The 14655-nt window shown below is 44.2% G+C and carries 13 protein-coding genes and 6 tRNA genes; 1 reads left to right on the forward strand and 18 read right to left on the reverse strand.

Translation table 11 applies throughout. The features are described 5' to 3' along the window. Positions 1 to 207: 207 nt before the first annotated feature. Positions 208 to 1875, reverse strand: a complete 1668-nt coding sequence (locus Q5873_RS01165) for a multicopper oxidase family protein (protein ID WP_303058974.1) — start codon at positions 1873 to 1875, stop codon at positions 208 to 210. 372 nt (positions 1876 to 2247) lie between these two features. Beyond that, positions 2248 to 2760, reverse strand: coding sequence for an anion permease (locus Q5873_RS01170; RefSeq protein WP_303058975.1), 513 nt, complete (start codon positions 2758 to 2760; stop codon positions 2248 to 2250). On the opposite strand from Q5873_RS01170, the gene Q5873_RS01175 reads away from it, so the two are divergent. Then, positions 2651 to 3064, forward strand: a complete 414-nt coding sequence (locus Q5873_RS01175) for a LysR family transcriptional regulator substrate-binding protein (protein WP_303058976.1) — start codon at positions 2651 to 2653, stop codon at positions 3062 to 3064. The two genes, Q5873_RS01170 and Q5873_RS01175, sit on opposite strands and share 110 nt — an antisense overlap. 109 nt (positions 3065 to 3173) lie before the next feature. On the opposite strand, the gene uraA is transcribed toward Q5873_RS01175, so the two are convergent. The 16 genes from uraA to Q5873_RS01255 all read right to left on the reverse strand — a co-directional run bounded on the left by uraA (position 3174) and on the right by Q5873_RS01255 (position 14569). Continuing rightward, complete coding sequence (gene uraA, locus Q5873_RS01180) at positions 3174 to 4454, reverse strand: uracil permease (protein ID WP_028254584.1); 1281 nt, start codon at positions 4452 to 4454, stop codon at positions 3174 to 3176. A 20-nt stretch (positions 4455 to 4474) separates the two neighbouring features. After that, a complete protein-coding gene (locus tag Q5873_RS01185; RefSeq protein WP_288189799.1) occupies positions 4475 to 5785 on the reverse strand; it encodes an FtsW/RodA/SpoVE family cell cycle protein in 1311 nt (436 codons plus the stop codon). A gap of 2 nt (positions 5786 to 5787) precedes the next feature. Continuing rightward, positions 5788 to 6438 carry a tRNA (guanosine(46)-N7)-methyltransferase TrmB gene (trmB, locus tag Q5873_RS01190; protein WP_288189800.1) on the reverse strand — a complete coding sequence of 217 codons (651 nt, stop codon included), beginning with the start codon at positions 6436 to 6438 and terminating at the stop codon, positions 5788 to 5790. Positions 6439 to 6474: 36 nt separating this feature from the next. Next, positions 6475 to 7173 carry a hypothetical protein gene (locus Q5873_RS01195; protein WP_303058977.1) on the reverse strand — a complete coding sequence of 233 codons (699 nt, stop codon included), beginning with the start codon at positions 7171 to 7173 and terminating at the stop codon, positions 6475 to 6477. 122 nt (positions 7174 to 7295) lie between these two features. After that, positions 7296 to 7820, reverse strand: a complete 525-nt coding sequence (locus tag Q5873_RS01200) for a transcription repressor NadR (RefSeq protein WP_288189802.1) — start codon at positions 7818 to 7820, stop codon at positions 7296 to 7298. A gap of 158 nt (positions 7821 to 7978) precedes the next feature. Further along, positions 7979 to 9472, reverse strand: coding sequence for an MFS transporter (locus Q5873_RS01205; protein WP_288189803.1), 1494 nt, complete (start codon positions 9470 to 9472; stop codon positions 7979 to 7981). A gap of 290 nt (positions 9473 to 9762) precedes the next feature. After that, positions 9763 to 9838 (reverse strand) — tRNA-Val (locus Q5873_RS01210). A 4-nt stretch (positions 9839 to 9842) separates the two neighbouring features. After that, positions 9843 to 9917 (reverse strand) — tRNA-Glu (locus tag Q5873_RS01215). A 4-nt stretch (positions 9918 to 9921) separates the two neighbouring features. Beyond that, positions 9922 to 9997: transfer RNA gene (locus Q5873_RS01220), tRNA-Lys, on the reverse strand. 6 nt (positions 9998 to 10003) lie between these two features. Beyond that, positions 10004 to 10078, reverse strand: a tRNA-Gln gene (locus Q5873_RS01225). A gap of 33 nt (positions 10079 to 10111) precedes the next feature. Further along, positions 10112 to 10187: transfer RNA gene (locus Q5873_RS01230), tRNA-Asn, on the reverse strand. Between the two features lie 7 nt (positions 10188 to 10194). Next, positions 10195 to 10269: transfer RNA gene (locus tag Q5873_RS01235), tRNA-Gly, on the reverse strand. Between the two features lie 230 nt (positions 10270 to 10499). Next, on the reverse strand, positions 10500 to 11393 hold the full coding sequence (locus Q5873_RS01240; RefSeq protein WP_288189804.1) for a nickel pincer cofactor biosynthesis protein LarC: 894 nt from the start codon (positions 11391 to 11393) through the stop codon (positions 10500 to 10502). Positions 11394 to 11566: 173 nt separating this feature from the next. Next, positions 11567 to 12634 carry a nicotinate-nucleotide--dimethylbenzimidazole phosphoribosyltransferase gene (locus tag Q5873_RS01245; protein ID WP_308525866.1) on the reverse strand — a complete coding sequence of 356 codons (1068 nt, stop codon included), beginning with the start codon at positions 12632 to 12634 and terminating at the stop codon, positions 11567 to 11569. Beyond that, positions 12631 to 13680, reverse strand: a complete 1050-nt coding sequence (locus Q5873_RS01250) for a nicotinate-nucleotide--dimethylbenzimidazole phosphoribosyltransferase (protein WP_288760816.1) — start codon at positions 13678 to 13680, stop codon at positions 12631 to 12633. Before Q5873_RS01250 ends, Q5873_RS01245 begins: the two co-directional genes overlap by 4 nt. Continuing rightward, positions 13667 to 14569, reverse strand: a complete 903-nt coding sequence (locus tag Q5873_RS01255; RefSeq protein WP_288189806.1) for a prephenate dehydrogenase — start codon at positions 14567 to 14569, stop codon at positions 13667 to 13669. Before Q5873_RS01255 ends, Q5873_RS01250 begins: the two co-directional genes overlap by 14 nt. Positions 14570 to 14655 lie beyond the last annotated feature (86 nt).

Consider the following 14655-nt stretch of genomic DNA (forward strand, 5'->3'; position numbering starts at 1 on the left):
TCTCTTTCATGCCAATATAAATATACTTTTTTGCTCTTTATACATTAAGTATACACCTATTACATGAAGCTATCATAAGCAACTAAAAAAACGACGATGAAAATCTATATTTTTACTACATTCGTTCTTCATCGTCGTTTTTCCTTCTTTACGTCGTATATAATTTGTATCTATGCGATATATCTATGGCATATGTTTATGTACCGTTTATTTAACTTCGAACTGTCCCATCATACCATTTTCTTCATGTTCTAAAATATGGCAGTGGAACATGAATACTCCTTTACGCTCATATCGTACCAATAATTCTACCTTTTCATCAGGATTAACCAGTACCGTATCCTTCCATCCCTGCTCCTGCGCCGGCGGTGTTTGACCATTGCGCGAAAGAATACGGAACTGTACACCGTGCATGTGGAAAGGATGAATCATGCCTCCCATCATCGTCGATGGATTCGTCACTTCCCAAATTTCCTGTGTACCAAATACAACCTGTTCATCAATTCGTTCCATAGAAAAGGTTCGTCCGTTGATGGATACCATCGGCCCCATACCTTGCAATTCAATATGCTTGCGCGGTAGCGTAGCTAATGTGTCTGACTCCGGCAACGGTGCTATCGTCGTCAGTGCCATATCCGGTGAAAAAGCAACCGTATCAGCCACATCAGCTATGCGCACAGCTAGTGCCGTAGCACCATTTACCGTAACCTGTGCTATTTCTCCCACCTTATACTGACTCATATCCACTACGATTTCTGCCCGTTCTCCCGGACTGAGGCGAAGCGTTGTAAGCGATACCGGTCTTGTCAGCAAACCTCCGTCCGAAGCGACTTGATAAAAGTTATGGTGACCGCTCAAAGCTACATCAAAGTTGGATGCATTCGATCCATTGACGATACGATAGCGCACCCAATGCGACTTTGTCGTAATATACGGTTTCACTGTACCGTTTACTATAAGCACATCTCCCTGTGTGCCATCCGGATTTGACACTGCATTGTAATCGATGCGTCCATCCTCCGTAAAATAACGGTCCTGTATCACTAAAGGTATATCATCGACACCATACGTTCGTGGCAATGGTAAGGCAGTCTCTTGCGAATCCTCTACCAAAATAAGTCCTGCTAAACCTTGGTATACCTGCCGCGCCGTATTCCCCATGTAATGCGGATGATACCACAAGGTAGCCGCCTGCTGATCGACGGTAAACTGTACTGTTTTATCTTCGCCGGGCTGCACTGCATTATGCGGACCGCCATCAGCATCGCTATCTACTTTCAAGCCATGCCAATGAAATGTCGTCGGTTCGTCAAGCCGATTGGATAACTTCATCGTCACCTGCTGCCCTTTTGTTAACCGTAGTACCGGTCCCAGCATAGCTCCGTTATAACCCAAGGACTGTGTTCGATGCCCATCTAATAACTCTGTTTCGCCTTGCTGCGCTGTCAAAGAATAGGTTACATGATTCCCCTCTTGCTCTGTAGGTGTCAGAATAGGCGGAATTGCCAACGGCCGCTCTGCTTGAGCTACATTTTTATATTGAATAGCTATATGCTGGTGCATCATGCCATGCATACCGGACATCATCGACTGCATCATGCCTTGATCGTTGCCATCCATCATTGACCGATGCATAGTCTGCCCCTTCATCATTCCCTGACCGTTGCCATGCATCATCCCCTGCATATATCCCATCATACGATTCATCATTGAACGATGCTGTGCATCGTTCATCGGTTGTCCGTTTGCTCCCGTCATACAGGAAACACCGGTTGTATCATTTGTATCCGCTAAAGCAAATCCTGCGGAGCCAATCACTAACGTTCCTGCCAAAGCACTCCCCAGTAGCCATTGCATACGTTTACTTTTTTTCATCATAATCTCCTTATCTGTGCTTCTGTACTCTCTCTTTTACAAAGGCACATGTTCTTACTTATTATTCTGTTTATAGTATACGGATACTCGGTATAAATGTCATGAGGGGGGTATATACTGAACTACTTAAGAAGCATAGAAGCCATAGAAAGAACTCCTTATATCTCTACTGCCAACTTACGTATTGCAAGAAAGGTCCATATATCAAAAGCGTATCATTCAATAAATATGACCACTGAGATATATGGACCTCTCATTTTATAACAACATGGAGTCTGCCGCCTACCCAGATCAGCAGTTTCTATGTTCTTAGCAGTATATGTAATTCAAAATCAAAAGCATAATAAAAACTAATTATATCAATGACTACAGTTACCAAAGGCCAAGTACACTCCACCATGCCAAGCCGACTACAAAGTACACTGCCATGGAGTAAAATGCAATAATATGACCTGTAAACCACCAACGACTTTCCGGTACATACCCGGCACCAAAGAGAAGCGGTCCTACAGCATTACCGTAATGTGTCATAAGACTGGCTAGCTGTGCCGATGCCGCTACCAATAAAAGCAAAGGAATCGCCGGTAATCCAAACACCTGCCCCAGTATAAATATAACCGGTACCAAGGTAACAACATAGGTAATCGTAGATGCGAAGAAATAACGAATAAGCATAGTCAAAAGAAGTAATAGCGCCATTGCCACCAAAGGTGGAAATACGTGCAAATCCAAATGGGTGTGAAACCATTCACCGAGCCATAGAAATTTAGTAACCATGCACCAACGGGTAAAAAAAATTTTTCTTCGCTCCGAACCGATTTGCCTCGTCACATCAAAACACTGCAATCGCAATAGGTTGGCTTCCATCCCACAAATTCGATACACTACTGATCCTTCCCTATATGCCATCATGGATACTTGGTGGGAACAAAATTATACTACCCCTCCTAATAGTGGTTTGTATCTGGATACCATGGAAACCTGTCGCCGTTTTATTCAGAAAAATCTTGGTTGGTCTATTCTTCCATATACAGGATTGGAGTACTTTGCCGACGATATACGCATTGAACCGTTATATTGGAACGATGGAATAGCGATTGAACGCGAAACAAATCTCTACTATCATCCGCACAAACCGCAGCGCAAAGCTGTTCAAGCTTTTATTGATTATGTACAACAACACATATGACCAAGCAAACTATAAAAAAATAAAAGGACGACTCATTTCACAGCATTTACATCTTACAAATAATCTGCTTACGAAGTGAGTCGTCCTTTTATCTTTTATTCTTTATTTTTTATTTTCTATTTAATTGCTTATTTCCCAAGCCGGTTTTGCGGAAAATAGTGAATGCTAAGCTAATAAGAATAGCTACTACCGTAGCAAGTCCCATCCCCTGTAATACTACCGGTCCAATAGCAACCTTTGCACCGCTTACCCCAGTAATAAGTACTACGGAAGTAAGAATTAAATTAGCCGGGCTTGTGTAGTCTACTTTACGTTCTACCAGCATACGCAAACCGGAAGCTGCGATAATACCAAAAAGCAAAATGCTGACACCACCCATTACCGGTACCGGAATAGCATGGATAAGAGCTGCAATTTTACCTATAAAGGAAAAGAGAATAGCCAATACGGCCGCACCGCCGATAACGTACACACTGAATACGCGCGTAATAGCTAATACGCCGATATTTTCACCATAGGTCGTATTCGGTGTAGCACCGAAGAAACCGGATAACATGTTAGCAATACCATCGCCCAACAAAGAACGTTTTAGCCCCGGATCCTGCATGAGATCTCGGCCCACAATGTTACTGGTTACCACTAAGTGTCCTACATGTTCCGCAAATACAACAAATAAGGCCGGCATAATCATAAGAATTGCATTAAGATTATATTCCGGTGCGTAGAAATGCGGGAAAGAGAACCACGGTGCAGCTGCCACCGCACCAAAATCAATAACGCCCATAAAGGCTGCCAATACATAGCCGGCTACTACACCGATAAGTACCGGTATAACAGCAAAAAATCCCCGGAAAAGTACGGTACCGAGAATCGTCACTACTAAAGAGAACATAGACAGCGTTACAACCTGCATATGCGTCATCCCCAGGCTTTGCCACTGATCACCGGTAATACCGGCCATCCCCATAGCTACCGGTGCCAGTTCCAAACCGATTACGGCAACGATGGCTCCCATAGCTGCCGGCGGCAGAATAACATCAATCCATTTAATGCCAACGAAACGTACGATAATAGATAAGATAATGAAGGCGGCACCAAAGGCAATAAAGCCACCTTGCGCTGCTTCATAGCTCATCCCGGCTGCCATAACCGATAGCACCGGTGCAATAAAAGCAAAGCTAGAGCCTAAATATGAAGGAATCTTTCCCTGACATACAAAGAGATACAACAAGGTACCGATACCATTCATAAACAAGGCTGTTGCCGGATCAACTTTCAAAAGGAATGGTACCAACACCGTAGATCCGAACATAGCGAATACGTGCTGGAAGCTAAGTGGTAACAGTGCCCCAAACGACGGGCGTTCCTGCACATCAATAAAGTCTTTCATAGATTAACTACCCCTTTCCGTTAGCGACTACGCGAAGTCGACGAACCTTCCACCGAAAACCGACTGAGTGTTTCTTCCCGAAGCGACGGAGCTTCACCCCGCGTACCAACGCGCGGTGACTGTTGTGCCGCCAGGCTGTAACGCCCAATACTGGCCAAAATTCCAACGGCTCCCAGATTTAACATTAATGAAGAACCGCCATAGGATACAAATGGCAACGGCACACCAGTAACCGGCATGGCTCCGCAAACCATCATCATATTAAACAGCGCTTGACCGCTGATAATTAACGTAATACCAAATGCCACAAATGCACCAAAGTAATCACGGGCCTGTTGTGCAATACGTAGCCCGTACCAAGTAAAGGTCAACACAATGGCAAGCAGTGCCAAAGAACCTACAAGACCTGTCTCTTGAGACCACACGGCGAAGGCAAAGTCTGTATGCGCTTCCGGTAAGTAGAAATACTTGGCCGTGCCATTACCTAGGCCCTGGCCTAGCACACCGCCGGAACCTACAGCTAATAGACTTTGCACAGTCTGATAGCCGATGCCTTGCGCATGACTCCATGGATCTATATAAGCAAGGATACGTTCCCATCGATATGGTGATAAATACACCAAAGCACTTAAAATACCGAGTACCGCTAACGTTCCCCCCACTGCTACATACAGCATAGGACCACGTATGCGTCGAATGTAGCCGATACCGCCAATAGCCGCCAGTATAGCACCAAAGCCCAAAATAAGCATCGCCGTACCCATATCAGGTTGTAAAATCGTAAGCAGTGCATATACTAAGGGCATCAACAAAAAGCGTGCAAAAAAAGGTACGCGTCCATTACTTCCCGGACTACGACCAAATTCGTAATACTCGAAGAAGTGAATGTATTTCTGCTTCCATCGCTGCCGTTCTACGTAAGCTGCTGCCCAAATAACCGATCCCAGCTTGGCAAATTCTGAAGGCTGTAATGATACCGGGCCGAATTGTAGCCATCGCCGTGCACCATTAACGACAGTACCACCAACGAGTACGGCCACCAGCAAGATAACCAACACCACTGCCATACCGTTAAGAACCTTTTGTGAGCGCAATCGCCGATAATCCATACGATACATAGCCATTAGAATAATAAATCCCAATACTAATGACACCAAATGCTTAACGAAGAAGCCTGCCCATAAACTACCATCAATGGTGGCCTCCACATAGGTCGCACTATAGATATTGATGCTACCTATAATTACCCATAAAAATACGGCAAAGAACACACCTTGCACATCATTATGAAGCACACGGCGCAAGCCCTTAGCCTGACCGTCCTCTTTCATGATTACGCCTCCTTGGGCTTGATTGCTTCTAACCGGAAAATCGGCTGCCCTTTAGCGCTAAACTTCTCTTCATACTCTGTTTTTACATTCGGTATGTCCGTACTATGCAAATCATAAGACACATTTTTCAATGTCCAACCGGAGTTCTTAAACTCCTCTAAGGAAAACAGAAAAAGACCTTCATTATCTGTTTTGAAATGGATTTCCCCATTAGGGCCTAAAAGCCGTGCATAGCGGTCCAAGAAGGTGTGATACGTCAAACGTCGTTTCGCATGCCGCGCCTTTGGCCATGGATCACAGAAGTTAATATAAAATCGATTCACTTCACCGGGATCCATGATATCTTCAATACCGGCAATATCAAACAGCGTTACCTTCGCGTTATCCGCCCCGGCTTCAAATAGTTTTTGAGCTGCATAATATAAAACACCCAGCTGTACTTCAAAGCCGAGGAAATTGGCTTCCGGATGCGCCTCTGCCATACCGGCGATGAAACGTCCTTTTCCGGTGCCCAGCTCCACATACAGTGGTTTCTCCGGATTTGTAAACACAGTATTCCAATGCCCTTTATACGATGTGTGATCACTTAAAATCACATGTGTATCATACTCGTGAATTGCCTCGTCAATCCATGGTTTTCTTCGTAATCGCATAGTATCTCCTTTTTCAACTATATTACATCTCATCTATTATAGAGAAGTCCGCCCTTTGTCGTCAACTGCTGTTTTACGCTCTTGAAGTTGCTTCACAATATCCATAATATTCGGTATTTCATAAACCTGCCATGTACCGTCTTCTAATTGTCGCATCCGAAGAACGATAGGTATTGTTTCAGGTGGATTAGTAGCTTTAGCAGAAATTCGCACATCCACCACTCCATCCTTTACCGTAGTGATTTGTACTTCTTTCCATGAAAAAGTAATATCCGCCATAGCGTAAGAATGGCGTAGCTGTACCATATCACCCACCAGAGGATCCTCTCCATTTTTTTCAACAGATTCACATTCCATTTCATTGCTATGTCCGGTAAGATCTTTCATCTCATGGTCGGTTTTCTTCTGTGCCCTTTTATGCACTTCCTTTGCAATCGCATCTTTTATTAATGCCGTACCTACCTCTTTTGCTAACGGCTTTAATGCTGCTGACCATGGATTTGCTTTTAACTCTTCATCAGAGCTCACCCAGTCATCGATGGCATGTCCCAATATAGATCGCACATCCACATGCTCATAAATGGTTGCTACATCATTCTTATCGGCTGCTGTTTGTAATAACCGAACCGTGTATATCGGTTGGCGCGGTAGATACCAGCCAAAATAACCGGCTATGACAGCTGCCACCGCTAAAATTGCGGTAAGGCCTATCCATCTCAGCTGTATTTGTTTCATTGTACTCTCCTAGATAATACGCCGTAACCTACAACATAAAAGACACTGTCCACACGGACAGTGTCTTTTTTATCCTTCTATATCACTCGTTTAACTGTCAGCGATACCTCATCAGCAGTATATCATGAGACAACTGTTTCGTAAAGAAATCCCTTTTGTCGAAGCGTATCAATGATGAGGGACAACCGTTCCGGTGTATCAGCACCAATAAGGTGAGTATGTACACCACCACTAACGGTGCTAAGCAGTTGATTCGCCGAGGAAGCAAATTTTTCTATAAATTGCCGACACTCCTCTAAAGTGCGGATATATAAGGACGCCTCAATATGACCGTACACATCGTGTTCCACGCCGATGGTATACATCACTCCTCCCATAGTAATAATAGTGGTAAGCTCTTCTTCCACACGTGCTGCATCATGACGACATACAATAATACGCTTTACACTACTACTGCCGGGCATAGTCATCGTATAACCTCTGGGAGTGGATAAAATCGGATAGCCTTCCTGCCGTAAAGCGGCAATATCTCCAACAATAATCGGTCTAGATACACCGCACATTTCCGCTAATTCACCACCGGCAATAGGAGCATTCGCTTTCGCCAAATATCTGATAATTGTCTGTTGTCGTTCTTTACTCCGCATAGTATCTCCTTATTCCCATTTCAGTATCGCTGTGCTCATACCCTTTTTAACTCTCTTCTAATTAGAATTTTATTATCCTCTTACTAATGTAGTTATCTCTATATTAATCTTTTAGCAATAATTTTACTACCATTTTAAATACTATCTCTTGATAGTATTTATACTCCTTGGTGCTCTAATTGCTCCAACGAACGCTGTTTGCTTTCTGTACCTAGAGTAATAACTACTACCGCTATTATAACAAACATAGCAGCAAATACATAGAAGATGTGGCGCATGTCCCATTGTGCTGTCAGCAGGACACCTACTAACATAGGGGCTACCATGCCGCCGATACGTCCTACACCGGCAGCCCAACCACAACCTAACCCGCGAATAGCTGTCGGATAAAGTTCCGGTGTATACGCATACATAACACCCCAAGCACCCAAATTAAAAAATGACATCAGAGCACCACTTATTAAAAGCACCGTTACCGTTCCTGCATGGCCGAAAAAATAACTAGCTACACCACTGCCCAGCAAAAAGACAGACAATGTATATTTACGTCCCCAATGTTCTACTAACCAAGCAGCACACATATATCCCGGTAATTGTGCTATGGTCATAAAGAAAACATACTCTGATGTTTTCACCACAGAAAAACCTTGTTGATACACAAGAGAAGGTAGCCACATAAAGATTCCGTAATAACTGAATACAATGCCGAACCAAGCCAACCATAGCATGACTGTACGACGACGTAAAGATGGCTGCCATAATGCTCCGGGCCCCTTTGTAATTGTTTCTTTACCATCTTTCTTCGCATCAGTCGTAATTATGTTATTATCTTTCTCAACTACACCGGTACAAGGTGACTTCATTTCTTTTTCAATTGAGCCTGCTTTATTAACTTCTATTATGTTACTCTCTAGCATATTATTCTTTGAAAGCAGTTTACTATTCCGCTTACGCTGATTAGCTACCACTGCTACATGTGATGCAATCGGACATTGTTCCTCTTCAATGGCAGTTACAATTGCCCTAGCTTCGTCTATTCGTCCCTTGCGCAATAAGTAACGCACTGATTCCGGTAAATGGGCACGTATTAAACCTATATATAATGCCGGTAACGCACCAACTAAAAAAGCAAAGCGCCATCCTGTATGAGGTACAAGAAAATAAGCTATAGCCGCTGCCAACAACCATCCTACGGCCCAAAAGCTTTCCAGTATAACAATAAATCGACCGCGCACAGCCGTAGGGATATATTCTGTCATAAGGGTAGCCGCTACAGGCAGTTCCCCACCTAGTCCTACACCTACTAAAAAACGAAATATCAGTAACCATTCATAGTTGGGTGCTACTGCGCACAATGCCGTTACCAAACTATATAAAAAAACAGTCCACGCAAAAACGCGTTTACGTCCAATAACATCCGCCAGTGTACCTGATGTGACCGCCCCCAAAGCCATACCAATAAGTCCGATGCTACCTAGCCACCCAACTTCCGCGCCACTAAGTCCCCATTCGTGAATTAACCGAGGCATTAAAAATGCAATAATCCCAGTATCCATGGAATCAAAAGCCCAGCCCAAACCAGATACCATTAATATTTTGTAATGAAAGGGACGCAACTTCATCCCATCCAGACGTGCAATTAATTCAGCCATACAAATACTCCTATCCTCTGCATTACCTAATGATCTAATTACCCAAAGACCTAAATTCAGCCATGTCCGGGCGTGGCTTTCCTCTACATGCATATGCAAAACTTAACAAACTTTACATCTGTTAATATGGATAAGTATAAACACATCTATCTGTACTGTCAATAGATAATGAGCCGATAATTAATAAAAATGCCTCGGCACATAACCGAGGCTGTATAAGAATAAAACGATAATTATTAAAACGGGGTACAAAAAAACGAGCCTCCTGAAGAGACTCGTGCAAAGAGATATGGTGGACGATGACAGGATCGAACTGCCGACATCCTGCTTGTAAGGCAGGCGCTCTCCCAGCTGAGCTAATCGTCCATGCTGGTGACCCGTGGGGGAATCGAACCCCCGATACCGCCGTGAAAGGGCGGTGTCTTAACCGCTTGACCAACGGGCCACAGTGGTGATCCATCCGCGACTCGAACGCGGGACACCCTGATTAAAAGTCAGGTGCTCTACCAACTGAGCTAATGGATCATGAAATGGCAGGGGTACAAGGATTCGAACCTTGGAATGACGGAGTCAGAGTCCGTTGCCTTACCGCTTGGCGATACCCCTATATATACAAAGGTTAAACCTGTATAAGCATATTGGCTCCCCGAGTAGGACTCGAACCTACGACCGATCGGTTAACAGCCGATTGCTCTACCGACTGAGCTATCGAGGAATAAAAATGGAGCGGAAAACGAGATTCGAACTCGCGACCCCCGCCTTGGCAAGGCGGTGCTCTACCGCTGAGCTATTTCCGCATGTCACAACGAAATTTATTTTACTTCATTTCGTTTAAACTGTCAAGCACTTTTTAAGAAAATTTCTATTTCGTTCTTATTTTTTACTGTCTTGCCTGACTGCTTTATTATAATAACAAAGAGCCTAATTTATGTCAACACCAATTTTAAAAATTTTTAAGATTGGAGATTCGCATCATCGTGCTACTACTCATGATGTACGCAGACATCAGCGAATCTCCTTTCATCAGTTACACTTCAAACAGAGTAAACACATTAGGAATTATCAAATTCATTGTCCCCAGACCTACCCCCTTATGTGTTGCGCTATCAGAAAGTGCCATCATACGGCCTACCTGTTCTTTAATAGCCGCCTCATCTCGACATGTCGAAACATCAGCACTCAGTGTCTGGACCAAAGTAGCCCCCGTAGGTGTTACTAATTCACCGGTCACTGTCGTCGTATATGTAGGAAACTCACGTAGCAACATTGCTGTAGCCGGTGTTGGCACATCCATTAAGCCGTGCTCGCAATTCACCTTACCTTTGCCAACATGAAGCGGAGAAAAAGTAATAGCCTCATAGCCTAAATATTCCATGCCAATCATAGTACCCACAATGTCGATAATACAATCAATAGCACCCACTTCATGGAAATGCACTTCTTCCAATGTGCTATTATGAACAGCTGCTTCTGCCATGCCTAATCGGTAGAAAGCTTCCACCGATTTTTCTTTAACCCATTTTGACAAATCCGATCCTTCAATAATCTGTTTTATCTCCGTGTAGCTTCGTCGTTCTCCATGGCTGTGTTCATGAGTAAGATGCTTATGCCCGTAATTCCCCTCGCCACGAGCATGACTATGTCCACCATGCCCATGACTATGATGAACCTGTCTAGAACTAGGCAACACTGTCTCACTGATTCTATCATATCCATGGGGATGTTCATGTAAATGTACATCAAAATAGATGCCCTCTACCCCGAGCTTTTCCCCTCGTCGATGAACAAAATGATAGCCTGCCAGATGTAGTTTTTCAATCTCCTGTTGTAAGACGTCATAAGGAAATCCCAAATCAAGCAAAGCTCCTATCATCATATTCCCACTGATGCCGGAAGAAGCCAGCCCTTGTAATACCTTCATTCGCTTTCATCTCCTTATAAATTAATAATCTTATACATTATTCAGAAAAGGTCGCAGTCATCCACCGATGCACTGCGACCCTATTTTTATAGTAAGTATTACTTCTTACTTCAACCTGCATTCTTACCTAAGCGTTAGCTTTTCTTCCCGTAACAATTCTTATTTCATATTCATCAACGACCGTCTTGGCGTTTGTTTCCCGGACCGTCTTCAGCAACGGTAACTGTTGCTTCACCGAAAGTTTTCATATCGTTTAACATATGCAGGGAGGCATCTACTACTGATAATCCCATGGCAGACCCCAAGCCTTCTTCTATTGTAAAATGATAAAACAAATATGGCTTGATACCTAAATATTTCATCTGCCCCTGGTGAACAGGATCGTCATAGGCTGCTGACTGGAATACATAGTCTGTGACCCCTTTGCGTAATAAGGAGGCCAACAACACAGCTGCACCTGTTACCGCATTATCAAAGACAATCGCCATACGGTGCGCTGCTGCCTGCAAAATAAATCCTGTTAAGGCAGCAATATCCGGAGATCCCACAGAAGCCAAAATCTGCAACGGTTTTTCCGGTGACAGACTATAGCGCTGCAAGGTGGCCGTCAAACGTTCCACTTTTTCATCCGAGGTTAAGGTACATTCATTATTTACGACTAGACGGCGTACAGGATACTCTGTAACAGCTGCAGTTACCGCTAATGCCGATAGCAAAGCGCGTTCACCAACATTGCCTACCGCCACTACCTGAATTCCTTCACTATGCATGCGATCTGCCCAAACGGCGCCCACCTCGATAGCCGCCTCAGTTTCCTCCGCAGTCATAGCAGGGCTCATGCCGAAAAAGTCAGAACCAGCTTTTACCTTTGCCGTCACTATACCATCAATAGAAGACGTATCTGCTTCCATACCTACATCTACTAAATATACCGGCGCCGATAGCTTTGCCGCTACCGCATGAGTAGCACTTTTCCCCGTAGCCAGCCGCTTCATAACTGCAAGACTTTCTTTGCCACCTGTTAAATTCTGACGACCGTTTACTGCCGTATCACCGGCAAAAATAATAACACCGTTTTTCACATGATTTGGCTGTTCTACATTAAAAATACCAGCCATGCGCGCCGCAATCTTTTCTAGTTGTGCCAAACTATAAATCGGTTTTGTTAAATTATCAATGCGCAACTGGCACGCATCCATAGCCTGCGTACTTAATGCCCCGATAGCAAAATCTCTCATCATTGGGCGCCTCCTTCCAGTTCATTATACATACGCACCGCCAAATCAAGCATCCCCATCTGTATAGATCCGCCAGAGGCTTCACCGAGGCAGAGTCCAAGGTCAACATATGCTTCAAGACCCAATACTTTCAAAGCGCGTACATGCGCTTTTTCTGCCGACAAATGAGAGGCCATCACATAATCCATGCTTTCCGGCACAATAGCATGAGCAACCAAAGCGCATACTGTTGTATTGAAGCCATCAATAACTACCATAGCATGCTGTGCAGCTGCCCCTAGAATAACACCGGTGATACAAGCAAATTCAAAACCACCTACAGATTGTAAAATACCAAGTCCGTCATTTTTATCAATATGAGCGTATTTTATCAAGGCATCATGCACTACTTTTTGTTTCACCTTAAGTCGTTCGTCGGAAATATTAGTTCCTCGTCCTGTTGCTTCATCAGCAGTAATTCCGGCAAATTTAGCTGTCATTACCGCACTGGAAGTAGTATTAGCAATTCCCATTTCTCCTACGAGGAATACATTATAGCCTTCCTTAACCTTTTCATTTACCAGTTCGATACCCGCTTCAATAGCTTTAATGGCTTGAGTCTTAGTCATGGCCGGTGCCTTCAAAAAGTTTTTCGTGCCGTAAGCAATTTTTTCATGCCGCAAACCCGGTACCCAAGACATATCAGCCGCAATGCCTACATCAATAACTTCCATATCCGCTTCGCAGTAATTGGCCAACGCATTCGCACCGGCCCCTTTAGGTATTAAGTAGTTCTGTGTCATGCCTACCGTGACATCCTGTGGGTAGGCGCTAACCCCCATTTCGGCTACTCCGTGATCTGCACTGGCAATAATCATGCATCGCTTAGGAATATGCAAGGTATTATCCTCCAATGACTGATTCGTAGCCATCGCATACTGTGCCGTCATATCCACTAGTTTACCGTAATTGCCGTACATGACTACTCCGTCCCATGTGCGTTTAACCGCATCGCCGATAGCTATATTCTTCGGCGTAATCGCTTTACAGGTTTCCTCAAATACGCTCATTATATCCTCCTAGTAATGAAGCAAATGTATCTCTGATTTTTTTAGCCCGTTTTAGATAGGCTTCCATCCCTTCACTATCTGTCTCGGCCAATAGGTGACGTACGTGGCTTATTTCTACTTCCAATGAAGCCAATGCCGCATCAATACACTCGGCATTTCCCATAATTATTTCTCGCCACATGGATGGGTTTCCACCGGCTACGCGGGTAATATCCCGAAATCCTCCAGCCGCAAGACGTAGCCGTTGTTCTCCGTCTGCATCTCCGCCGGCTACAGTGGCAACCATACCGGCTACCAAATGCGGCATATGACTGATAGATGCCATGTATGCATCATGTTCTGCCATAGTAATCTCTTCGATGTGTGCTCCAAACAGCTCCCCCCAATGGCGTAACTCCGCAGCTCCATCATCAGACCAACCGGGAGTGTCTTCACTATGTATCACAATCCATGTACAGCCTTCAAAAAGTGTAGCCTTGGCTTCCTCAAAGCCTCCCTTTTCCGATCCTGCCATAGGATGAATGGATACAAACCGCACATGTGACGGCAAATATTTATACACAGCCTGTACAAAATTATGCTTGGTGCTGGATACATCCGTAACCAATGCTCCTTCTTTTATAAGAGGGGCGACTTCGTTGAATACCACTCCGTTAATATCCGGCGGTAAAGCAAATACTAAAACATCTGCTTCTTTAACTACATCTACCACCGATGTATATGCCACTGCTACCGCTCCGGAAGCAATGGCCTTATCACATACACTTTGACGCCGAGCATAACCGACAACCCGGTATGATGTATGTAACGATAACGCCTTCGCTAGTGAACCGCCCAGTAAGCCTAATCCTATAATTCCGATAACATTACTACTCATGTACTTCTTCATCCTTCCCTTGAGTCTCCAGACTCACCTACTATTCTACCCGGCCTGCCATATTATTGCCGTATACGACTCCATCGACATAACCGCTC

The organism is Veillonella magna, from assembly GCF_959600285.1.
In the GTDB taxonomy this organism is placed as follows: Bacteria; Bacillota; Negativicutes; order Veillonellales; family Veillonellaceae; genus Veillonella_A; species Veillonella_A magna.